Annotated in this window: 18 protein-coding genes and 1 pseudogene; 8 read left to right on the top strand and 11 right to left on the bottom strand. The window is 72.7% G+C overall.

Annotation, left to right across the window (positions count from 1 at the left end; genetic code table 11):
• Positions 1–26 precede the first annotated feature (26 nt).
• Positions 27–938 (top strand): Bax inhibitor-1/YccA family protein, encoded by a 912-nt coding sequence (locus MQV74_RS17895; protein WP_242718885.1) that lies wholly within the window; start codon positions 27–29, stop codon positions 936–938.
• Between the two features lie 158 nt (positions 939–1,096).
• On the opposite strand, the gene MQV74_RS17890 is transcribed toward MQV74_RS17895, so the two are convergent.
• The gene (locus tag MQV74_RS17890; RefSeq protein WP_138960116.1) at positions 1,097–1,327 is read right to left on the bottom strand and encodes a DUF4287 domain-containing protein; all 231 of its coding nucleotides are present in this window, start codon (positions 1,325–1,327) and stop codon (positions 1,097–1,099) included.
• Between the two features lie 101 nt (positions 1,328–1,428).
• Between MQV74_RS17890 and MQV74_RS17885 the strand changes: the two genes are divergently transcribed.
• Positions 1,429–1,740, top strand: coding sequence for a hypothetical protein (locus MQV74_RS17885; protein WP_138960115.1), 312 nt, complete (start codon positions 1,429–1,431; stop codon positions 1,738–1,740).
• Positions 1,741–1,775: 35 nt separating this feature from the next.
• Here MQV74_RS17885 and MQV74_RS17880 read toward each other — a convergent pair whose 3' ends face one another.
• The 3 genes from MQV74_RS17880 to MQV74_RS17870 form a co-directional block, all read right to left on the bottom strand.
• Positions 1,776–2,588, bottom strand: a complete 813-nt coding sequence (locus tag MQV74_RS17880; RefSeq protein ID WP_374120638.1) for a hypothetical protein — start codon at positions 2,586–2,588, stop codon at positions 1,776–1,778.
• Between the two features lie 269 nt (positions 2,589–2,857).
• A complete protein-coding gene (locus MQV74_RS17875) occupies positions 2,858–4,078 on the bottom strand; it encodes an acetyl-CoA C-acetyltransferase (protein WP_242718881.1) in 1,221 nt (406 codons plus the stop codon).
• A gap of 275 nt (positions 4,079–4,353) precedes the next feature.
• Positions 4,354–5,367, bottom strand: coding sequence for an SGNH/GDSL hydrolase family protein (locus MQV74_RS17870; protein WP_242718879.1), 1,014 nt, complete (start codon positions 5,365–5,367; stop codon positions 4,354–4,356).
• 219 nt (positions 5,368–5,586) lie between these two features.
• Here MQV74_RS17870 and MQV74_RS17865 point away from each other — a divergent pair, with 219 nt between their 5' ends.
• The gene (locus MQV74_RS17865) at positions 5,587–6,978 is read left to right on the top strand and encodes a cystathionine beta-synthase (protein ID WP_242718877.1); all 1,392 of its coding nucleotides are present in this window, start codon (positions 5,587–5,589) and stop codon (positions 6,976–6,978) included.
• A gap of 353 nt (positions 6,979–7,331) precedes the next feature.
• On the opposite strand, the gene MQV74_RS17860 is transcribed toward MQV74_RS17865, so the two are convergent.
• Entirely contained in the window at positions 7,332–7,760 is a 429-nt protein-coding gene (locus tag MQV74_RS17860; RefSeq protein WP_138960111.1) for a hypothetical protein, read from the bottom strand.
• A gap of 41 nt (positions 7,761–7,801) precedes the next feature.
• Positions 7,802–8,967 (bottom strand): annotated as a pseudogene (locus MQV74_RS17855) (purine-cytosine permease family protein); the annotation flags it as partial.
• 158 nt (positions 8,968–9,125) lie between these two features.
• On the opposite strand from MQV74_RS17855, the gene MQV74_RS17850 reads away from it, so the two are divergent.
• Positions 9,126–9,959 (top strand): MurR/RpiR family transcriptional regulator, encoded by an 834-nt coding sequence (locus MQV74_RS17850; protein ID WP_242718875.1) that lies wholly within the window; start codon positions 9,126–9,128, stop codon positions 9,957–9,959.
• Between the two features lie 7 nt (positions 9,960–9,966).
• Here MQV74_RS17850 and hutI read toward each other — a convergent pair whose 3' ends face one another.
• The 4 genes from hutI to hutU form a co-directional block, all read right to left on the bottom strand.
• Complete coding sequence (hutI, locus tag MQV74_RS17845; protein ID WP_242718873.1) at positions 9,967–11,136, bottom strand: imidazolonepropionase; 1,170 nt, start codon at positions 11,134–11,136, stop codon at positions 9,967–9,969.
• A gap of 187 nt (positions 11,137–11,323) precedes the next feature.
• Positions 11,324–12,673, bottom strand: a complete 1,350-nt coding sequence (locus MQV74_RS17840) for a formimidoylglutamate deiminase (protein WP_242728796.1) — start codon at positions 12,671–12,673, stop codon at positions 11,324–11,326.
• Positions 12,670–13,872, bottom strand: a complete 1,203-nt coding sequence (locus tag MQV74_RS17835; RefSeq protein WP_242728794.1) for an allantoate amidohydrolase — start codon at positions 13,870–13,872, stop codon at positions 12,670–12,672. Before MQV74_RS17835 ends, MQV74_RS17840 begins: the two co-directional genes overlap by 4 nt.
• Positions 13,873–13,964: 92 nt before the next feature.
• On the bottom strand, positions 13,965–15,623 hold the full coding sequence (hutU, locus tag MQV74_RS17830) for a urocanate hydratase (RefSeq protein ID WP_242718871.1): 1,659 nt from the start codon (positions 15,621–15,623) through the stop codon (positions 13,965–13,967).
• A gap of 116 nt (positions 15,624–15,739) precedes the next feature.
• Between hutU and MQV74_RS17825 the strand changes: the two genes are divergently transcribed.
• Together MQV74_RS17825 and MQV74_RS17820 are read left to right on the top strand one after the other, a co-directional pair.
• Positions 15,740–17,128 carry a diaminopimelate decarboxylase gene (locus tag MQV74_RS17825; RefSeq protein WP_242718869.1) on the top strand — a complete coding sequence of 463 codons (1,389 nt, stop codon included), beginning with the start codon at positions 15,740–15,742 and terminating at the stop codon, positions 17,126–17,128.
• A 104-nt stretch (positions 17,129–17,232) separates the two neighbouring features.
• Positions 17,233–18,600, top strand: a complete 1,368-nt coding sequence (locus MQV74_RS17820; protein WP_242718867.1) for an APC family permease — start codon at positions 17,233–17,235, stop codon at positions 18,598–18,600.
• Positions 18,601–18,715: 115 nt separating this feature from the next.
• On the opposite strand, the gene MQV74_RS17815 is transcribed toward MQV74_RS17820, so the two are convergent.
• Positions 18,716–19,669 carry an RNA polymerase sigma factor SigF gene (locus MQV74_RS17815; protein ID WP_242728792.1) on the bottom strand — a complete coding sequence of 318 codons (954 nt, stop codon included), beginning with the start codon at positions 19,667–19,669 and terminating at the stop codon, positions 18,716–18,718.
• A 271-nt stretch (positions 19,670–19,940) separates the two neighbouring features.
• Here MQV74_RS17815 and MQV74_RS17810 point away from each other — a divergent pair, with 271 nt between their 5' ends.
• On the top strand, positions 19,941–20,309 hold the full coding sequence (locus MQV74_RS17810; RefSeq protein WP_144003825.1) for an STAS domain-containing protein: 369 nt from the start codon (positions 19,941–19,943) through the stop codon (positions 20,307–20,309).
• A gap of 342 nt (positions 20,310–20,651) precedes the next feature.
• A complete protein-coding gene (locus tag MQV74_RS17805) occupies positions 20,652–21,167 on the top strand; it encodes an ATP-binding protein (protein ID WP_242718865.1) in 516 nt (171 codons plus the stop codon).
• Positions 21,168–21,191 lie beyond the last annotated feature (24 nt).

Here is a 21,191-nt window from a genome sequence, read left to right as displayed (position 1 = left end):
ACGCACGGTGGCCATGGAGGAGTGAGATGAGGAGCAGCAACCCGGTCTTCTCGCGACGGGGGTTCAGCCGCGACAACGGCTATGCGGGCTTCAACGCGCAGCCGCAGGCCGGGGGCCCCGCAGTCGCGACCCAGGGCAATCCCTATGCCCCGGGGAACCCGCAAGCGGGCCAGCAGGCCCCCACCAACCCGTACGCGGCGAACCCGTACGGCCAGCAGGACCTCCAGGGCGCCCCGCCGCACGCCCCGGTGACCACGCGCATGACGATGGACGACGTCGTCATGCGCACCGCCACCACGCTCGGCGTCCTCGTCGTGACGGCCGCGCTCGCCTGGGCGCTGCTCCCCGTCGACGACGCGAACATCAGCAAGTCGTACGGCATCGCGATCGGCGCCGGCCTCGTGGCGATGGTCCTGGGCTTCGTCCAGGCCTTCAAGCGCAAGGCGTCCCCGCCGCTGATCCTGGCGTACGCCGCCCTGGAAGGCGTCTTCCTCGGCGTCGTCTCCAGCGTCGTGGACAACCGCATCGCGAGCGGCGCGGCCATGCAGGCCGTGCTCGGCACGATGGCCGTCTTCCTCGCCGTCCTGGTGGCGTACAAGGCGGGCTGGATCCGCGTCAACCGCCGCTTCTACGGCTTCGTGATGGCCGCGGCCCTCGGCTTCGTCCTCCTGATGGCGGTGAACCTGCTGTTCTCCGTCTTCGGCGGCGGTGACGGCCTGGGCTTCCGCAGCGGTGGCCTCGGCATCATGTTCGGCATCATCGGCGTGCTGCTCGGCGCGTGCTTCCTGGCCCTGGACTTCAAGCAGGTCGAGGACGGCATCGCGTACGGCGCCCCGCGCGAGGAGGCCTGGCTCGCCGCCTTCGGCCTCACGATGACGCTGGTCTGGATCTACCTGGAGTTCCTGCGCCTGATCGCGATCCTGCAGGGGAACGACTGAGCATCGCCGACGCGCCGGTGACCCCACCGGCCGGTCGGTGACAGAGCGGCCGAAGGGCCCGCGGACCACGGTCCGCGGGCCCTTCGTCGTGTCGTGGTGGGGATCGGAAATCGGGGGACTTCGGGGGAACGGGGGAACGGCGGGACTACGGGTGCCGGTCAGCCCAGGTTGCGCGCGGCACGCCTGAGGTCGTATTCGTGGATGATCGCCTTGGCGTGGCCGTAGGCCAGATTGTGCTCGCCGCGGAGCCAGCTGACCTTCTCCTCGAAGCGGAAGAGAGAAGGGCCCTCGTCGACGGTGCGCAGCCAGTCGGAGACTTCACGACCGGTGCAGTGGGGGATGCGAGCGAGCAGATTCCGGTGGGTCTCCGCGGAGAAGACTTGGGACATCGGCGCCTCCGGACGCGTTCGATGTGGTCCGTCCTTCACGCCACCGTGCCTGAGCGTTCGGACATTGGCAACAGTCCCGGCTCGGCGCATAGGGTCGCGGTGTGTTCGATACGACGCCTTTGATCGCCGCCGTGGACCGGTTCGCCGACCGGCTGCGGGCCGCCCCCCAGTCCCGTCTGCAGCGCGGCGCGGCCGCCGAAGCCCTGGCACTCGCCCGAGAGTTGGCGGTGCGGGCCCAGCTCAACGAGGCGCCGGAGGCCGAGCCCCGGCTGATGCCGGACGCCGGGATGTTCGCGGCCGCCGACCAGATCACGGTGGCGGGCCGGGACTTGGCGGTCGTCCTGCGGGACGAGGGGGAGCTGACGGAGGCGGTACGTCTGGTGGAGGAGGCGCTGGCGCGAGCCGGGGTGTGACCGCGGCCGGGGGGCGGCGGGGCGCGGCCCGTTCCTCAGACCGAGGCGATGACGCGGTCCGCCAGGATGTAGACGTTCTCCGTACCGCAGGCGAACGTCAGTGCGTACGCGCCCGAGACGCCGGAGCCGCCGAGCAGGACCGGGGCCTGGCCGTCGCGCAGGGCCGCGGCGAGCAGCTCCGCGGTCTCGCGGTGGCCGGGGGTCATGCACAGCGTCGTGCCGTCCGCGAAGACGTACACGTCGAGGGTGCCGAGCGGCCCCGGGCGGACGTCGGCGAGGGCGGTGCGGGCGTCGGCGAGCTCCTCCAGACAGGCCACCGTGCGCTCGTGGTCGGTGTAGGCGGGGGACTGCACCGGGACGAAGTCGGGGTGCGAGGGGTGGCGGCGGCGGGCCGCGGCCAGCTCCGCGGAGTCGCCCGCGAACTCGTCGGGGTCGGCGAAGGGCTCCACGACCGGTTCGAGACTGTCCGATTCCAGACCCGCCAGATCGGCCTGGCGCGGCAGGAACAGCTCGTCCGCGATGCTCTCCGGAAGCCCGCCGAGCAGCGAGGGGGCGTCCGCGATGTCACGGGCCTCCTGCGCGGCCCAGAACGCGCGCGCCTCGGCCAGCTCCCGCTCCCGCTCCTCGGCGAGGGCGTCGGCGACCGCGGCGCGTATCTCGTCGGTGTCCACCGTGGTGCGGGCGGCCGGCACCGTGGCCCGGCCGCCGGCCGCGGCGTGGCTCTCGGCGAGCTCGGTGCGCAGGTCGGTGATCTGCTGCCGCAGGCCCCGCACGGTGTGCAGGGACGCGGCGCCCACGGCCGTGGCAGCGGCCGCGGAGAGCAGCAAGGCAAGACTCATGGCGCTCACTGACGTACTCCCGGTTTCAAGTCGACCCCCGACTTACTACATCAGCTTGAAGCCTGCACCATCCGCCTGTCAGTGCATTACGTCACGAATTGGACAGGACTTTCGGCCCGGCGTTTACCAGTGGATCCACGCTGACCTGGGCATATGAATCTCCCCCAGGAGATTGGTCACATCCTGGGGGAGATTGGGTCACGAATGTGTGGAGGGGGCGGAGGTGCCGCCGTTTCCCGGTGGGTGGGACGGGCGGCCCCGGGCGCGGGTCCGGCGCGTCAGCTGAGGCGCTCGATCACCATGGCCATGCCCTGGCCGCCGCCGACGCACATGGTCTCCAGGCCGAACTGCTTGTCGTGGAACTGGAGGCTGTTGATCAGCGTGCCGGTGATGCGGGCGCCGGTCATGCCGAAGGGGTGGCCGACGGCGATCGCGCCGCCGTTGACGTTCAGCTTGTCGAGCGGGATGCCCAGGTCGCGGTACGAGGGGATGACCTGGGCGGCGAAGGCCTCGTTGATCTCGACGAGGTCGATGTCGGAGATCGTGAGCCCGGCCCGCTTCAGGGCCTGCTTGCTGGCCTCGACCGGGCCGAGGCCCATGATCTCGGGGGAGAGCGCGGAGACGCCGGTCGACACGATCCGGGCCAGCGGGGTCAGGCCGAGCTCGCGGGCCTTGGTGTCGGACATGATCACGAGGGCGGCGGCGCCGTCGTTCAGGGGGCAGCAGTTGCCCGCCGTGACGAGTCCGTCCGGGCGGAAGACCGGCTTGAGGCCCGCGACGCCCTCCATGGTGACGCCCGCGCGCGGGCCGTCGTCCTTGGCGACGACCGTGCCGTCGGGCAGCGTCACCGGGGTGATCTCGCGCTGCCAGAAGCCGTTCTTGAGGGCCTCCTCGGCGAGGTTCTGGGACCGCACGCCGAACTCGTCCATGTCCTGGCGGGTGATGCCCTTGAGCCGGGCGAGGTTCTCCGCGGTCTGGCCCATCGCGATGTAGGCGTCCGGCACGAGGCCGTCCTCGCGGGGGTCGTGCCAGTCGGTGTCCGTCTGCTGGGCGCGCTCGGCGGTGCGGGCCTCGGCGTCGGCGAAGAGCGGGTTGTGGGTGTCGGGCTGGCCGTCGCTGCTGCCCTTGACGCTGCGGGACACCATCTCCACGCCCGCCGAGACGAAGACGTCGCCCTCGCCCGCCTTGATGGCGTGCAGGGCCATGCGGGACGTCTGCAGCGACGAGGAGCAGTAGCGGGTGATGGTGCAGCCCGGCAGGTGGTCCATGCCCATCTGCACGGCCACGATCCGGCCGAGGTTGTGGCCCTGCTCGCCGCCGGGCAGACCGCAGCCCAGCATCAGGTCGTCGATGTCCCTGGGGTCGAGCGCGGGGATCTTGTCGAGGGCGGCACGGACGATCGTGGCCGTCAGGTCGTCGGGTCGGAGCTCCTTGAGCGAGCCCTTGAAGGCGCGGCCGATGGGGGAGCGGGCGGCGGAGACGATCACGGCTTCGGGCATCACGGGGCTCCAGGGGGTAACGGGCAGGGCTTCTTGGGAAGTTACCCGCACGTATGGTGAGGGTCACGGGGTCCGGACTGTGACACGGACCGCATTTCTAAGCGAGCGCTCAGGGCGCGCGCGGGAACGGGCCTTGGCTCTCCCTGGCGGGCGGTGTCGCCGCTGCCGCGGCGGGGCGCTTTCCGGCGGGGTTTTCCCACCCGCCCGCCCGGTGCCCGGGCGGCTGTGCCCGCGCGGCTGTTCGGCGCTCCCCCGGCGCCCCTCGTGTGCCGCCGCTACGTGATCGGCGCCGGGTCCGGCGTCTGGATCCGGCGGCGGCGCCTGCGCTTGAGGAGGGCGAAGGGGCCGCGCGGACCGGAGGGCATTGCTCCGGTTACTTCCGTGCCGCCTTCGGAGGCGGCCCGCGCGGCCGCCCGGGCCACCGGCAGGAAGCCCTCGCGCCGCGACACGTCGGGGCGCTCCTCCTCCGGCCACAGGCCGAGCGCCGCGCAGAGCGTGGGCAGGACCGCCATCGCCGCCGTGGCGTACCCCTCCGCGGAGGGGTGGTAGTTGTCGGGACCGAACAGTTCGCGGGGGTTCGCGGCGAACTCCGGGCCGAGCAGGTCGCCGAGCGACACCGTGCGGCCGCCCTGCTCGACCACGCCGATCGTCTGCGCGGCGGCCAGCTGCCGCGAGACCCGGCGGGCCAGCCACCGCAGCGGCTGGTAGACGGGCTCGATCGTGCCGAGGTCGGGACACGTGCCGACGACCACCTCGGCGCCCGCGGTGCGCAGCCTGCGCACCGCCGACGCGAGCAGCCGCACCGACCGCGTCGGCGGCATCCGGTGCGTCACGTCGTTGGCCCCGATCATCAGGACGCACACGTCGGGCACCGGGCCCGTCTCGTCGGACAGGACCAGCGTCACCTGTCGGTCGAGGTCGTCGGACTGCGCCCCGGCCTTGGCCACGACCCGCAGGTCCACCGGCCGCTCGGCCACCGCGGCGAGCCCGGACGCCAGCAGCGCGGCGGGCGTCTGCCGGGCCCGGTGCACGCCGAGCCCCGCGGCCGTGGAGTCCCCGAGCATCGCGAACCGCAGCGGCTCCCCGCACGCGGCCCGGGCCGCGAAGGCCGCCCCGTACCGTCCGTCGGCCCGCGGCGGCGTCCCGTGCCCGCCGTTGCCCACGGACCGCTTGGCCAGCTGCACCTCGGCGAGGACGACCCCGACCGTGGCCGCGCCCAGCAGCCCGATGCCTCCGCCGCCGTACGCCGCGCCCGCGGCGATGCGCCGCGCCACCCTCGCCCTCGACATCCCCGCTGTCACCTCTGCCAGGTCCCTGTGGAGCCGTTCGTCCCTTACATCCACTCATTGCCCCGTCGGGGCGGTCGGCCAATCGTGAGAGGAGGTGACTCGGGCAGATGGCCCCGTAGTCTGACGGTTACCGAAAACCGAAATACGAACACCTCGTGCGAGCAGCCATGCCCTCACGACGTCGCGCCCCGGATACCCGGCCGGATACACGGAGACAACGTGCAATTCCACGACTCGATGACCAGCCTCGTCGGCAACACCCCGCTGGTCAGGCTCAACAACGTGACGCAGGGCCTGAAGGCCACCGTCCTCGCCAAGGTCGAGTACTTCAACCCGGGCGGCTCCGTGAAGGACCGCATCGCCCTGCGCATGATCGAGGCGGCCGAGGCCAGCGGCGAGCTCCGTCCCGGCGGCACCATCGTCGAGCCGACCAGCGGCAACACCGGTGTCGGCCTGGCGATCGTGGCCCAGCAGAAGGGCTACAAGTGCGTCTTCGTGTGCCCGGACAAGGTGAGCACCGACAAGATCAACGTGCTGCGGGCCTACGGTGCCGAGGTGGTCGTCTGCCCGACCGCCGTCGACCCGGAGCACCCGGACTCGTACTACAACGTCTCCGACCGGCTGGTCCGTGAGATCCCGGACGCCTGGAAGCCGGACCAGTACTCCAACCCCAACAACCCGCTGTCGCACTACCACTCCACCGGGCCCGAGCTGTGGGACCAGACGGAGGGGAAGATCACCCACTTCGTGGCGGGCATCGGCACCGGCGGCACGATCTCCGGCACCGGCGGGTACCTGAAGGAGGTCTCGGGCGGCAAGGTCAGGATCGTCGGCGCGGACCCGGAGGGCTCCGTGTACTCCGGCGGCTCCGGGCGGCCGTACCTCGTCGAGGGTGTCGGTGAGGACTTCTGGCCGACGGCCTACGACCGCAACGTCACCGACGAGATCGTCGCCGTGTCCGACAAGGACTCCTTCCAGATGACGCGGCGCCTCGCCAAGGAGGAAGGCCTCCTGGTGGGCGGCTCCTGCGGCATGGCCGTCGTCGCGGCGCTCCGCGTCGCCGAGGGCCTCGGCCCCGACGACGTCGTGGTCGTCCTGCTGCCCGACAGCGGCCGCGGCTACATGAGCAAGATCTTCAGCGACGAGTGGATGAACGACTACGGCTTCCTGGAGGAGGCCGGTGACCAGCCGCGCGTCGGTGACGTCCTGCGCCGCAAGGAGGGCGGCGAGCTGCCCTCGCTCGTCCACATGCACCCGGAGGAGACGGTCGGCGAGGCGATCGAGGTCCTGCGCGAGTACGGGGTCTCGCAGATGCCCATCGTGAAGCCGGGCGCCGGGCACCCCGACGTCATGGCCGCCGAGGTCATCGGCTCGGTGGTGGAGCGCGAGCTGCTCGACGCGCTGTTCGCGCAGCGGGCGTCGCTGCACGACCCGCTGGAGAAGCACATGTCCGACCCGCTGCCGCAGGTCGGCTCCGGCGAGCCCGTCGGGGACCTGATGTCCGTGCTCGGCACCGCGGACGCGGCCATCGTCCTCGTCGAGGGCAAGCCCACGGGCGTCGTGAGCCGCCAGGACCTCCTGGCCTTCCTCGCGGAGCAGCAGGGCAGCTAGGCCCGGACTTCGCGGAACCGGTACGCACGCGACACGTCCGCGCAGCACCCCCTTAACACGGCTCGGGCACCGTAGGGGGTGTCGGCGTCAGGACTTCCGGAGCGGCTCCCGGACCTCCGTGACGCCCCGGACGCGAGCGTGCGGCCCTGACCTGCGCGCCCGTCCCCGCGGGGACCGCCGTCGTCCCGCCCTCCGGCTTCGCCCGGGGGTGCGGCGGTCCCCGCGCTACGCGCGGGCGCTGTTCTGTTGCCGCCCTCCGCCGTCGCCCCCTTCAAACACCGCGCTACCGCGCTTGTCCTCAAACGCCGGACGGGCTGGGAGCCTCCGGCTGGGCCGGAGGCTTTCCGTGGGGGTCAGTCTTCCCAGTCGGGCTTGCGGGGGGAACGGCGCAGGAAGGGCAGGAGGCCCGTGCCGCGCGCGGCGTGTACCGCGTTGACGCCGACGATGCCGAACCAGGTCACGAAGAGGCCGGACAGTCCCGCGTTCACCACGCCGATCGCCGAGAGGGGGATCGCGAGGATGAGGGAGACGATGCCGAAGCCGAAGCGCTCGCCCCAGGAGTCGACTCCGCTGGCGGGGTTGCGGGCGCTGCGGGCCATGATCATCTGCTGTTCGGCCAGGTGACGGCGCATCTGCCGGTCGATCGTCCCGTCCAGGCGCTTCTCGACCTTTTCGAGGAACGAGTCGACGAGCGCGGACTCGTACTCCTCGCCGAGGTCCTTGCGCGCGTGCAAGGCGGCGTCGAGTTCCTTCTTGAGTTCGGCGTCACGTGTGGCTTCCATACCTCTTACGGTACGCAGCCCGCGGCCCCCGGACAGTGGGGCTAACCCCCCTTTGTGTCCTGGGCGAGGCCCCCGGTCGCCGGTGCGCGGTCCGGGTCGCGCCGGGCGAGCAGCCAGTACAGGACGGCCGGGACCACGAGCCCCACGATCCAGGAGACGTCCGCGCCGCCGAGGGAGTCCACCAGCGGCCCGGTGTAGAAGTGCGTGACGAGGAACGGGAGCTGGGCCAGGAGGCCGATGCCGTACACGGTGAGCGCGTCCCAGCGCCAGGCGCCGTAGCGGCCGTGCGGGTCGAACAGGGCCGGGATGTCGTACCGCTCCTTGGAGATCAGGTAGTAGTCGACGAGGTTGATCGCCGACCACGGGGTGAAGAACGTCAGCAGGAACAGCAGGAAGTCCTTGAAGGACGTCAGGAAGCTGTCCTTGCCGAGGAGTGCCACCGCGGTGCCCGCGACCATGATCAGGCCGATGTACGCGGCCCGGCCGCGCGGCGAGAGCGTCTTCTGGGCGCGGAAGCCGCCGATGCCGGTGACCATCGACATGAAGCCGCCGTACGTGTTGAGCACGTTGATGGTCAGCTTGCCGAGCGCGATCACGAAGTACAGGAGCGAGGCCACCAGGCCGGTGCCGCCCAGCCCCACGACGTACTCGACCTGGTGGTCCATGAACGCCCCGCCCGCGCTCGCCGCCACCAGGACGCCGAACGTCATCGACCTCCCCCAAGCTCTTAATGAGCAGGGGGGACCCCCTGCGAGCCGAGCGCGGAGCCCGACAGCGTCCACCAGAACGTGGCGCGGGCCGACGTCGTGCGCGGCAGATAGCGGGAGTAGTCCGCGACGTACGGGCCGAACGCCAGCTGGCTCGCGATCCGGCCGAGGACGTGGATCACGCGGTAGCCGACCGCGGCCGTCACCGCCGTGACCACCGCGAAGAGGACGATCCCGGTGGTCTCGCCGGTGTGCGTCAGCTCGGCGGTGGCCTGGCCGGCGAGCACGCTGCCGCTGGCGAAGAAGCCGACGTACATCAGGATGACGAGGAGCAGCGGCGTGACGGCGCCGCGCACCCCGAACTGGGCCCGGGACTGGATCATCTGGGGCAGGCCGAGCCGGGGCCCCTGCGCGGAGTGCAGGGCCATGACGGCGCCGCCGAGCACGTTGCCGAGGGCGAGGCCCACGATCGACCACACCACGTCGCCGCCGAAGACGACGATGGAGCGCTGCTCCACCAGGGACTTGGGTGACTCCGTCATGGTGCGCCGGTCCTCGCCCCGCCGGACTGTATATGGTCATGCAGAGTTCTGGTTTGCTGAATACTTTGTCAATGGTCGGGTGGCGACAGGAGCGGGAGCGGCGTGAGGAGTCCGGCATGAGTGACAGTCCAGCGGCACGGCTTCAGGCGCTCTTCGAGGGGCATCGGCTCACGCCGACGCAGCGCCGCATCGCCCACTGCATGGTGCGGCGCGCCGCCGACGCGCCCTTCCTGTCCAGCGTCGAACTGGCCGAACTCGCGGGCGTCAGCCAGCCGTCCGTGACCCGCTTCGCGGTCGCGCTCGGCTTCGACGGCTACCCGGCGCTGCGGCGGCACCTGCGCGACGTGGCCCCGGCGGAGGCGCCGGAGGACGCCGCGGCGAACGAGTACCAGCAGGCCGTCGAGGCCGAGATCGAGAACCTGCGCCACCTCGCGGCCGTGCTCGCCGACCCCGCGCCGGTCGAGCGCGCGGGCCGCCTCCTGGCTGCCTCCCGCCCCCTGCCGGTCCTCGGCCTGCGCGCCGCCGCCTCCCAGGCCTACGGCTTCTCGTACTTCGCCGCGAAGGTCCACCCCGACGTGCGGCTGCTCGACGAGGGCGGCTCCATGCTCACCGACCGCCTGGACGCGGCCGTGCGCGCCGGGGCCGGCGCCCTGCTCTGCTTCGCGCTGCCCCGCCACCCGCGCGAGGTCGTGGACGCCCTCGCCCATGCCCAGGACGCGGGCCTCACCGTCGTCACCGTCGCCGACTCCGCCTTCGCGCCCGTGGCCGCGCACTCCGACCTGCTGCTGCCCGCAGCCGTCGGCACCGGCCTCGCCTTCGACACGGCCTGCGCCCCCATGCTGCTCGGCCGGGCGCTCCTGGAGGCCATGTGCGACGCGCTGCCCGACGCGCAGGCGCGCCTGGAGGAGTTCGACGTGGGGGCGGCCGAGCGCGGCCTCTTCGTCGAGTAGCGCCCCGTCAGGCGACGCGGGCGCCGCGCCGCCACACCGCCGAGACCAGCGGCACGCCCGGCCGGTAGGCGAGGTGGACGTGGCTCGGCGCGTCCAGGAGCGCCAGGTCGGCGCGGGCGCCGGGGGCGAGGCGGCCGACGTCCGTGCGGCGCAGCGCCGCGGCGCCGCCCGCCGTGGCCGCCCACACCGCCTCGTCGGGGGTCATCCCCATGTCCCGTACGGCGAGCGCGATGCAGAACGGCACGGACGAGGTGAACGACGAGCCCGGGTTGCAGTCCGTCGACAGGGCCACCGTCGCGCCCGCGTCGAGCAGCCGCCGGGCGTCGGGCCACTCGGCGCGCGTGGAGAACTCCGCGCCCGGCAGCAGCGTGGCCACCGTGTCGCTGTGGGCGAGGGCGTCCACGTCGGCGTCCGTCAGGTGCGTGCAGTGGTCGGCGCTCGCGGCGTCGAGCTCCACGGCCAGCTGGACGCCGGGGCCGTGGCCGAGCTGGTTGGCGTGCACGCGCGGGTGCAGCCCCTTCGCCTTCCCCGCGGTCAGGATCGCCCGCGCCTGGTCGCCGTCGAAGGCGCCCTTCTCGCAGAACACGTCGATCCAGCGGGCGTGCGGGGCGCAGGCCGCCAGCATCTCGCCCGTCACCAGGGCCACGTACGCCGCCGGGTCCGTGGCGTAGTCCGGCGAGACGATGTGGGCGCCGAGGAAGGTGACCTCGTCCGTGTGGCGCGCCGCGATGCGCAGGGCGCGGGCCTCGTCCTCGGTGGTCAGCCCGTAGCCCGACTTCGTCTCGAACGTCGTGGTGCCCTGGCGCAGGGCCTCGGCGAGGTAGCGGCCTAGGTTCGCCTCCAGGGCCTCGTCCGACGCGGCGCGGGTCGCCGCCACGGTGGTGCGGATGCCGCCCGCCTCGTAGGGGCGGCCCTCCATGCGGGCGTTGAACTCCTGGGTGCGGTCGCCCGCGAAGAGCAGGTGCGAGTGGGAGTCCACGAAGCCCGGGAGGGCCGCGCGGCCCTGGGCGTCGTACGCCTCGTCCGCCGCCGGGGCCCCGGCGCTCGGGCCCACCCAGGCGACCTCCTCGCCGTCCAGGACGACGGCGGCGTCCTCGACGAGGCCGAGGGGGCCTCGGCCCAGGGCGGGGTCGTTGGTGACGAGGCTGCGGATGCTGTGGATGACGGTGGTGGGCATGGGGGGTGTCCTGTTCGTGGGTGGGTGCGGGTGGTGCCCTCGCGGGGGCGCCCCTGACCCGCCCCTTCCCGAACAAGGGGGCTCCGCCCCCTTGGACCCCCGTTTGTCGGCGCTCCGCGAGCGGGGTCCGGGGCGGAGCCCCAGTTCGGGAAGGGGCGGGTGGCGGGTCTGGGGCGTCCCACGCGGGCTAGTGCAGGGCAGTCACCGCTTGGGTCAGGGCCGACGGTACGTCGGGGACGAGGGTGTGGGCGCCGTCGCGGACCACGTGGCGGCCCCCGACCACGGTGTGCCGCACGTCCGCCGCGCTCGCCGCGAACACCGCCACCTCCGCCCCGAGCCGCGCCGCGGCCCCCGCGGTCCGCACGGAGTCGAGCGCGACCGTGGTGAAGTCGGCGAGCCGCCCCGCCTCCAGGGCCCCGGCATCGGCCCAGCCGAGCGCCGCGTGCCCGTCGGCGGACGCCGCCCGCAGCAGCGCGGCCGCCGTCCAGTGCCCCCGCGTGTGCGTCCGGAGCCGTTCGTTGAGCTCCATCGCCCGCGCCTCCTCGAAGAGGTCGATGACGGCGTGGCTGTCGCTGCCGAGGGAGAGCGGGCTGCCCGCCCGCTGGAGGGCGGGCGCGGGCCCGATGCCGTCGGCGAGGTCCCGCTCGGTGGTGGGGCACATGCAGGTGCCGGTGCCCGAGCCGCCGATCAGGGCGATGTCGGCGTCGGTCAGATGGGTGTTGTGCACGCCCGTCGTGCGTGCCCCGAGCACCCCGTGGTCGGCGAGCAGCCGCGTGGGCGTGCGGCCGTGCACGGCGAGGCACGCCTCGTTCTCGGCGGTCTGCTCGGAGAGGTGGACGTGCAGCGGGGCGCCGCGCGTCGCGGCCCACTCGGCCACGGTGCCCAACTGCCGCGCGGGCACGGCCCGTACGGAGTGGATCGCGGCGCCGACGCGGGCGTGCTCGCGGTCCTTGAGCAGCGCGGCCCGCTCCGCCCACGCCTGGGCCGTGCCGTCGGAGAACCGCAGCTGGTGCTGGTCGGGCGGCGCGCCCTCGGCGGCGTCGCGCAGGCCGGAGGCCACGTACGCGGTGTCGAGGAGCGTGATGCGGATGCCCGCGTCGGCGGCGGCCGCGATCAGGGCCTCGCCCATGGCGTTGGGGTCGGCGTACCGCTTGCCGCCGGGCGCGTGGTGCAGGTAGTGGAACTCGCCTACGGCCGTGATCCCGGCGAGCGCCATCTCCGCGTACACCGCCCGCGCGAGCGCGTGGTACGTCTCCGGCGTGAGCCGGTCGGCCACGGAGTACATGACCTCGCGCCAGGTCCAGAACGTGCCGCTGCCGACCTGCACGGTGGAGCGCAGCGCCCGGTGGAAAGCGTGGGAGTGGGCGTTGGCCAGGCCGGGCAGGGTCAGGCCGCGCAGCACCGTGGCGCCCGGCGGCGGGGCCTGGACGCCGGTGCGGACGGCGGCGATCCGCCCGTCCGCGCCCACGTCGAGCGCCACGCCGGGCTCCACGACCGGCTCCAGCCAGGCGTGCTCCGCCCAGTACGTGTGCGTCACCGGCACGCCAGGCCCTCCAGTACGTCGGCGAGCGCCCGCACCCCGGCGACGCAGTCGTCCTCCGCCGCGTGCTCGGCGGGGGAGTGCGAGACGCCCGTGGGGTTGCGGACGAACAGCATGGCGGTCGGGACGGACGCGGAGAGGATGCCCGCGTCGTGCCCGGCGCCGGTGCCGAGCACGGGCACCTCGCGGCCGGTGCGCCCGCGCAGGAGCACGCCCAGCTCGTCGCGCAGCGCGTGCTCGAACTCGATGACCGGTGTGAACGACTCGCGGACGACGGCGAGGTCGACGCCGTGCCGGTCCGCGTACTCGCGGGCCGCCTTCTCGACCGCCGTCACCACGGTGTCGAGCGTCTCCTGGTCGGCTGCGCGCGAGTCGAGCCAGCCGCGCACCAGGGACGGGATGGCGTTGACGCCGTTGGGCTCGACGGAGATCTTGCCGAACGTCGCCACCGCGCCCGCGAGCTCCGCCTCGCGGCGGGCCGCGAGGACCGTCTCCGCGTAGCTCAGCATCGGGTCACGGCGGTCGACGAGCCGGGTGGTGCCCGCGTGGTTGGCCTCGCCGCGGAAGTCGAAGCGCCAGCGGCCGTGCGGCCAGATGGCGCTGGCGATGCCGACCTCGTCGCCGGACAGGTCAAGGGCCCGGCCCTGCTCCACGTGCAGCTCCACGAACGCGCCGATCCGGGCGAGCCGCCCGGGGTCCGGGCCGATCACCGCCGGGTCGTACCCGGCGGCCTCCATCGCCTCCGGCAGGCGTACGCCGTCCCCGTCGCGCAGCTCGTACGCCTGCTCCTTGGTGAGCTGCCCGGCCGTGAGCCGGGAGCCGACGCAGGCCAGGCCGAAGCGGGCCCCCTCCTCGTCGCCGAAGTTGGTGAGGGCGAGGGGCCGGGTGAACTCGACGCCCCTGGCGCGGAGTTCGTCGAGCGCGGCGAAGGCCGAGACGACGCCGAGGGGGCCGTCGAAGGCGCCGCCGTCGGGGACGGAGTCCAGGTGCGAGCCGGTGACGACGGCGTCCCCCGCGGCCGGGTCGCCGAGCCACGCCCACTGGTTGCCGTTCCGGTCCGTCTCGTACGCGAGCCCCCGGCTCTCGGCCTGCTCCTGGAACCAGGTCCGGCAGTCGGCGTCGGCCCCGGTCCAGGCGTAGCGGCGGTACCCGCCTGTTTCGGCGTTGCGGCCGATGGGGCGCAGCTCGCGCCACATCTGCTGGAACGAGGGGGGATTCGGGCCGGTACCAGCGACGGAATCAGCCCGTCCGGCGTTCGAGGACGAGGCCGCGGGCCGATCGGTGGCGGTCACTCGCCCTCCCGCATGGGCACGCGGACCCCGCGCTCGGAGGCCACGGCCTCGGCGCCCTCGTACCCCGCGTCCACATGCCGGATCACGCCCATGCCCGGGTCGTTGGTGAGGACCCTGCGGATCTTCTCGCCCCCGAGCTGCGTGCCGTCGGCGACCGTGACCTGTCCCGCGTGGATGGAGCGGCCCATGCCGACGCCGCCGCCGTGGTGGAGGGAGACCCAGGAGGCGCCGGAGGCCACGTTGACCATGGCGTTCAGGAGGGGCCAGTCGGCGATGGCGTCGGAGCCGTCGCGCATGCCCTCGGTCTCGCGGTACGGGGAGGCCACCGAGCCGCAGTCGAGGTGGTCGCGGCCGATGGCGAGCGGGGCCTGGAGCTCGCCGGAGGCCACCATGTCGTTGAAGCGCTCACCCGCCTTGTCGCGCTCGCCGTAGCCGAGCCAGCAGATGCGGGCGGGCAGGCCCTGGAAGTGGACGCGCTCGCCCGCCATCTTGATCCAGCGGTGCAGTGACTCGTTCTCCGGGAAGAGGTCGAGGAGCGCCTTGTCGGTCTTGTGGATGTCCGAGGCCTCGCCCGAGAGCGCCGCCCAGCGGAACGGGCCCTTGCCCTCGCAGAACAGCGGCCGGATGTACGCGGGGACGAAGCCGGGGAAGGCGAACGCCCGGTCATAACCCGCCAGTTGGGCCTCGCCGCGGATGGAGTTGCCGTAGTCGAAGACCTCGGCGCCCGCGTCCATGAAGCCGACCATGGCCTCGACGTGCCGGGCCATGGATTCGCGGGCGCGGGTGGTGAAGCCCGCCGGGTCCTTCTCGGCGGCCGTCGCCATGTCGTCGAAGTCGACGCCGACGGGGAGGTAGGCGAGCGGGTCGTGGGCGCTCGTCTGGTCCGTGACGATGTCGACGGGCGCGCCCTCGGCGAGCATGCGCGGCAGCAGCTCCGCCGCGTTGCCGAGCAGGCCGATGGAGAGCGGGCGGCGGGCGTCGCGGGCCTCGGTGGCGAGCTGGAGCGCGTGCTCCAGGGAGTCCGCCTTCACGTCGAGGTAGCGGTGCTCGATGCGGCGCTCGATGGCGCGCGGGTCGCAGTCGATGCAGATCGCGACGCCGTCGTTCATGGTGACGGCCAGCGGCTGGGCGCCGCCCATGCCGCCGAGCCCGGCGGTGAGCGTGATGGTCCCGGCGAGCGTGCCGCCGAACTTCTTCGCCGCGACGGCCGCGAAGGTCTCGTACGTGCCCTGGAGGATGCCCTGGGTGCCGATGTAGATCCAGGAACCGGCCGTCATCTGGCCGTACATGGTGAGGCCGAGCTGCTCCAGGCGGCGGAACTCCTCCCAGTTCGCCCAGTCGCCGACCAGGTTGGAGTTGGCGATGAGCACGCGCGGCGCCCACTCGTGGGTCTGCATCACGCCGACGGGACGGCCGGACTGGACCAGCATGGTCTCGTCCTGCTTGAGGGTCCTGAGCGTGCGCACCATCGCGTCGAAGGAGCGCCAGTCGCGGGCCGCCTTGCCGGTGCCGCCGTAGACGACGAGCTTGTCGGGGTGCTCGGCGACCTCGGGGTCGAGGTTGTTCTGGAGCATGCGCAGGGCGGCTTCCTGCTGCCATCCCAGGGTGCTCAGTTCGGTGCCGCGCGGCGCTCGTACGGGGCGGGGTCCTGACATGGCGGTGCCTCCTCCGGGCTGTGACCTTGTTATTCACATCCTCGGTCGGTGAATAGCTCTAGTCAATAGCGCCGTAGGGCCAGCGGACGCGGCGCTCGGGTGATTGTGTGGATCACATGAGCCTCGACGACGCGACGGTTCCCGGCCCCACCGTCGATCCCACGAGTCCCCCGGGCGCGGAGGCCGCCGCCCGCCGGGACCAAGCAGTACGCGCCGCGATCGAGCAGGGCCTGGTGAGCCCCGAGGACCCGCTCGCGGGCCTCGTCGACGTCACCGGCGTCCGCGCGGCCGCCGTCGCCCTGCGCGCCGCCTTCGCCGGGGTCACCCCGCCCGGCACCCCCGTCCTGCACGCCTTCGCCGTGAAGGCGACGCCCCTGGTGCCCGTCCTGCGGCTGCTGTACGAGGAGGGCATCGGCGCCGAGGTGGCGAGCCCCGGCGAGCTGGCCCTCGCCCGCGCCGCCGGGGTGCCGCCCGCGCACACCGTGCTCGACTCGCCCGCCAAGACCCCCGCCGAGCTGCGCGAGGCCCTCGCCCTCGGCATCGCCGTCAACGCCGACAACCCGCAGGAACTGGCCCGTCTCGACGCCCTGGTGCGCTCGGCGCCCACCGGATCGCCGCTCGGGATCCGGGTGAACCCGCAGGTCGGCGGGGGCTCCATCGGCGCGCTCTCCACGGCGACGGCGACCTCTAAGTTCGGCGTGCCGCTGCGGGACGACGGCGGCCGCGACTGGCTCGTCCAGGCGTATCTCGACCGGCCCTGGCTGACCCGGCTGCACGCGCACACCGGCTCCCAGGGCATCCCCCTCGACCTGCTCGTGCGGGGCGTCGCCGCGGTGTACGAACTCGCCGAGGAGATCAACGCCCGCGCCGGGCGCCGCCAGATCGACACCGTCGACATCGGCGGCGGCCTGCCCGTCAACTTCGCCTCCGACGAGGCGAGCCCGACCCACGGCCAGTACGCGCGCCTGCTCAAGGAGCGCGTGCCCGGCCTGCTCGACGGGCGCTACGGCCTGGTCACCGAGTTCGGCCGCTCGCTGCTCGCCAAGCAGGGGGTGCTGCTCGCCCGCGTCGAGTACGTCAAGGAGGCGGGTGGGCGGCCCATCGCGCTGACCCACGCGGGCGTCCAGGTGGCGACCCGCACGGTGTACGCGCCCGAGTCCTGGCCGCTGAGGCTCGCCGCGTACGACGCCAAGGGCCGCCCCAAGCAGGGGCCCGCCGTCGGCCAGGACGTCGCGGGCCCGGCCTGCTTCGCGGGCGACCTGCTCGCCGCCGACCACCCGCTGCCCCGGCTCGAAGCGGGCGACCACGTGGCGGCCCTGGACACCGGCGCCTACTACTTCGCCCAGCACTACTCGTACAACAGCCTGCCCCGGCCCGGGATCCACGGCTTCGCCGCGGGGGCGGACGGTGCGGTCCGCTTCGCCACCGTGCGCGCGCCGCAGCCGGTCGCGGAGCTGGTCGAGGAGGCGGGCGGCGGCGTACCGGACGCGCTGAACGGGCTGTGAGGCGCCGTCGAGGGCTCTGATGTTGCTCAACTCCCGCATCGTCCCGGCGTGTCCCGGGCAAGAGATCCTTCCGAAGTTCCCGGTCACGTTCGGGGGAGGCTCCTGTGACGACTTCAGGAACGAGCGGTACCACCACGCAACCGGCCGAGGAGGAGCCCGGTCTGCGCCGGGTCCTCGGCCCCAAGCTGCTGATCCTCTTCGTGATCGGCGACATCCTCGGCACCGGCATCTACGCCACCACCGGCAAGGTGGCGGGAAAGGTGGGCGGCGCCCTGTGGGTGCCGTTCCTCATCGGCTTCGTCGTGGCGATCCTGACGGCCGCGTCGTACGTGGAACTGGTCGGCAAGTACCCCAAGGCGGCGGGCGCCGCGCTCTACACCCAGAAGGCCTTCAAGGTCCCCTTCCTGACCTTCATCATCGCGTTCATGGTGATGTGCTCGGGCCTGTCGTCCGCGAGCGCGGCCGCCCGCGCCTTCAGCGGGGACTATCTGAGCGAGCTGACCGATGACGCGCTGCCGCCGACGCTGGTGGCGATCGTGTTCATCCTCGCCCTCGCCGCGCTGAACCTGCGGGGCGTGTCGGAGTCGGTGAAGACGAACGTCGTGCTGACCGTGGTCGAGCTGACCGGTCTGCTGATCATCCTCGCAATCGGCGCGTGGGCCGTGCTCACGGGGGACGGAGAGCCGTCGCGGCTCACCGAGTTCGAGTCGAGCGGCACCGGATACGCCCTGTTCACGGGCGTCCTCGGGGCCACCGCGCTCGGCTTCTTCGCCTTCGTCGGCTTCGAGGACTCGGTGAACATGGCCGAGGAGACCAAGGACCCCACCCGCACCTTCCCGCGCGCGATCTTCATCGGCGTGGCGGTGACCGGCACCATCTACGTCCTGGTCGCCCTGGTCTCCTCGCTCCTGGTGGACTACGAGACCCTGGAGGGCTCCAGCGGACCGCTCCTGGAGGTCGTGAAGGCGGGCGGCGTCGACTTCCCGCACAAACTCTTCGCGCTCATCGCCCTGTTCGCGGTCACCAACTCCGCCCTCATCAACATCATGATGGCGTCCCGCCTCTGCTACGGCATGGCCAACGAACGCATCCTGCCGCGCTCCATGGGCCGCGTCCTGGCCGGTCGCCGCACACCGGTCGTGGGCATCGCCTTCGTGTCCCTGCTCGCCGTCGGCCTGGTCTCCACCGGCGAGATCGAGGGCCTCGGCGACACCACGGCGTTCCTGCTCCTGTGCGTGTTCGCCGTCGTCAACGTCGCCGTCCTGGTGCTGCGCAGGGACCCCGTGGACCACGACCACTTCCGCACGCCCACGGCCCTGCCCGTGCTCGGCGCGATCACCGCGCTCGTCCTCGCGAGCCCGCTCGCCGACCGCCCGGCCGACGTCTACATCCGCGCGGGCGTCCTGCTCGCGATCGGCATCGCCCTGTGGGCGGTGAACAAGCTGGTGATGCGGGCGCGTACGGAGGGCTGACCGGGGCAGGGGCCCCGGAACTCGAACGCCGGAGGGGGCGAACGCTGCCGCGAGCGGCACCGTCCAGCCCCTCCGGCGTTCGAGGGACGGGGCGCGGAGCGCCGGTGGGGTGCCGCTACTCCTCGACCGTCAGAGCTCTGCGCAGCCGCACCAGCGTGCGGGACAGCAGACGCGAGACGTGCATCTGGGAGATGCCCAGCTCCTCGCCGATCTCCGACTGGGTCATGTTCGCCACGAACCGCAGGGAGAGGATCTTCCGGTCCCGCGGCGGCAGTTCGGCGATCAGCGGCTTCAGCGACTCGACGTACTCGATGCCTTCGAGCCCGTGGTCCTCGTAGCCGATGCGGTCGGCGAGCGCGCCTTCGGAGTCGTCGTCCTCGGGCTGCGCGTCGAGGGAGCTGGCGGTGTAGGCGTTGGACGCCGCCATGCCCTCGACGACCTCGTCGTGCGAGAGGCCGAGGCGCTCGGCGAGCTCGGCCACCGTCGGCGAGCGGTCGAGCTGCTGCGCGAGTTCGTCACCCGCCTTGGCGAGGTCGAGGCGGAGCTCCTGGAGCCGTCGCGGCACGCGCACCGACCACGAGGTGTCGCGGAAGAAGCGCTTGATCTCGCCGACGATGGTCGGCATCGCGAAGGTGGGGAACTCGACGCCGCGGCTGAGCTCGAAGCGGTCGATCGCCTTGATCAGGCCGATGGTGCCGACCTGGATGATGTCCTCCATCGGCTCGCTGCGGGAGCGGAACCGGGAGGCGGCGAACTTCACCAGGGCGAGGTTGAGCTCGACGAGGGTGTTGCGTACGTACGCGTAGGCGTGGGTGCCTTCTTCGAGGGCCTCGAGCCGCTCGAAGAGCGTCTTGGACAGGGCTCGCGCGTCGAGGGGGCCCACCTCGTCGAACGGGGGGATCTCGGGGAGCCCGGAGAGTGAGTCGGGCCGCTCGTCGGGGCGCGACGGGTCCGTCGCGGCCGCCGGCGGGGCCTCTTCGGCGGGGCCGGGGATCGTGGTTCGGGTGCGGTTCGGCGGGGGTGTCGACGTCGCTTGGTCAGTACGCGATTCGTCGAGCCGGGGTGACATGGTGTCCTCCATCGTTCTCGGCATATGGCTGCCGATGCCACTACGTGCACTGCGGTGTGCGGCGCCTCCATGGCCGTCCGGGTCGGGTGATGTCTCTTCTACCCCTACCCGCTTCCGGCGCGGAGTCGCAAGTGCGTTGCGTGGCGAAATGTCCGAATTCAGGGGGATGTTCGGGTACCCCGGGGCGTACGGAAGGCGTAATGTTCAAGGGCGTCATCGCGCGTCACGGCGCGCGCCAGTAACAGCCCAACGGTCGGAAGAGAGTGACGGCATGGACCGCGGGACGGTCGGCAGCGCACACAGGGGCCGACTTCTGGTCGAAGTCCGGAAAGAGGGCCGCAGCGCCGTCGTGACTCCGGCGGGTGAGCTCGATCACCACACCGCCGATGTGCTGCGCGAGCCGCTGGAGGGCTGCGTCGACGAGGGCTTCTCGCGCCTCGTGGTCGACTGCTCACGGTTGGAGTTCTGTGATTCCACGGGTCTCAACGTGCTCCTCGGGGCCCGCCTCAAGGCCGAGGCCGCGGGCGGCGGCGTGCATCTCGCCGGGATGCTGCCGGTGGTGGCCAGGGTGTTCGAGATCACGGGGGCCGACGCCGTCTTCACCGTCCACGAGACGCTCGAAGCGGCGCTGGCCGACTGAGCCGGACCTCTCTTCGTGGGGAGTACGAGGTGTGTGGGGGCGATATGGCGGATGACGTGAAGCGTTATGTGTCAGTTGCCGCTGTGTGACCAATGCGTTACCAGCGTCACACGGTTCCCACCGAATCCATGGGTGTTCGTCCGGTTCGGCCGGGCAGGAGTCACCCTGAATCCGGAGTCGGCCGTCGTTCGGCGGGCGCCGGACCGAACAGCAGACCAACGTCGGATCAAACGTCAGAAATGGCAAGCGGCCGGGGAGCGGCCGGGCGGGCGAAGGCCCCGCCGCCGGGCTCCCGCGGTCCGTCCTTGTCCAGAGTCCTCTTGTCGGTGAGGTGAAGTGCTGATGAGCGCCACCCGGCCTTACTCGCCGGGCGACCGTGGCCCGGAGCCGGAGGCCGCTGTCGCGGACGCTCCCGCGCACGCGGCCACCCCCGGGTCCGGGGGCCGCCAGGTCCGCAGGCTGAGCCTGGACGGCGCGAGCGGCGTGGTCCCGCTCTCGCGGGACTTCACCCGCGAGGCGCTGCACGCCTGGGGCTGGCTGCCCGCGGCCACCGCCGACCGGCGCGCCGCGGCGGAGGACGTCCTGCTCGTGGTCTCCGAGCTGGTCACCAACGCCTGCCTGCACGCCGAGGGCCCCGACGAGCTCTGGCTGTCCTGTGACGGCGGCCGGAAGGCGCTGCGCATCGAGGTCTCCGACCGCGGTGCCGGGCAGCCCGCGCCGCGCACGCCGCACCGGGCCGGGCGGCCCGGCGGGCACGGCATGTTCATCGTGCAGCGGCTCTGTCTGGACTGGGGGGTTGTGCGGACCCCTGGGGAGACGGGCAAGACGGTGTGGGCGGAGCTGGAGGCGCCGGGCTAGCGCCCGCGCCCGGAGTCACAAGGG

The organism is Streptomyces sp. AN091965, assembly GCF_022698285.1.
Taxonomy (GTDB): domain Bacteria; phylum Actinomycetota; class Actinomycetes; order Streptomycetales; family Streptomycetaceae; genus Streptomyces.
The sequence above is the reverse complement of the archived record's forward strand: the minus strand, read 5'-3'. Positions and strand labels throughout refer to the sequence as shown.

Coding starts and splice junctions, on each gene's coding strand:
- MQV74_RS17895 (WP_242718885.1), top strand. CDS start 27: ATGAGGAGCAGCAACCCGGTCTTCTCGCGACGGGGGTTCAGCCGCGAC.
- MQV74_RS17890 (WP_138960116.1), bottom strand. CDS start 1,327: ATGTCCCAAGTCTTCTCCGCGGAGACCCACCGGAATCTGCTCGCTCGC.
- MQV74_RS17875 (WP_242718881.1), bottom strand. CDS start 4,078: ATGCCCGAAGCCGTGATCGTCTCCGCCGCCCGCTCCCCCATCGGCCGC.
- MQV74_RS17870 (WP_242718879.1), bottom strand. CDS start 5,367: ATGTCGAGGGCGAGGGTGGCGCGGCGCATCGCCGCGGGCGCGGCGTAC.
- MQV74_RS17860 (WP_138960111.1), bottom strand. CDS start 7,760: ATGGAAGCCACACGTGACGCCGAACTCAAGAAGGAACTCGACGCCGCC.
- MQV74_RS17850 (WP_242718875.1), top strand. CDS start 9,126: ATGAGTGACAGTCCAGCGGCACGGCTTCAGGCGCTCTTCGAGGGGCAT.
- hutI (WP_242718873.1), bottom strand. CDS start 11,136: ATGCCCACCACCGTCATCCACAGCATCCGCAGCCTCGTCACCAACGAC.
- MQV74_RS17835 (WP_242728794.1), bottom strand. CDS start 13,872: ATGTGGCGCGAGCTGCGCCCCATCGGCCGCAACGCCGAAACAGGCGGG.
- hutU (WP_242718871.1), bottom strand. CDS start 15,623: ATGTCAGGACCCCGCCCCGTACGAGCGCCGCGCGGCACCGAACTGAGC.
- MQV74_RS17825 (WP_242718869.1), top strand. CDS start 15,740: ATGAGCCTCGACGACGCGACGGTTCCCGGCCCCACCGTCGATCCCACG.
- MQV74_RS17815 (WP_242728792.1), bottom strand. CDS start 19,669: ATGTCACCCCGGCTCGACGAATCGCGTACTGACCAAGCGACGTCGACA.
- MQV74_RS17810 (WP_144003825.1), top strand. CDS start 19,941: ATGGACCGCGGGACGGTCGGCAGCGCACACAGGGGCCGACTTCTGGTC.
- MQV74_RS17805 (WP_242718865.1), top strand. CDS start 20,652: ATGAGCGCCACCCGGCCTTACTCGCCGGGCGACCGTGGCCCGGAGCCG.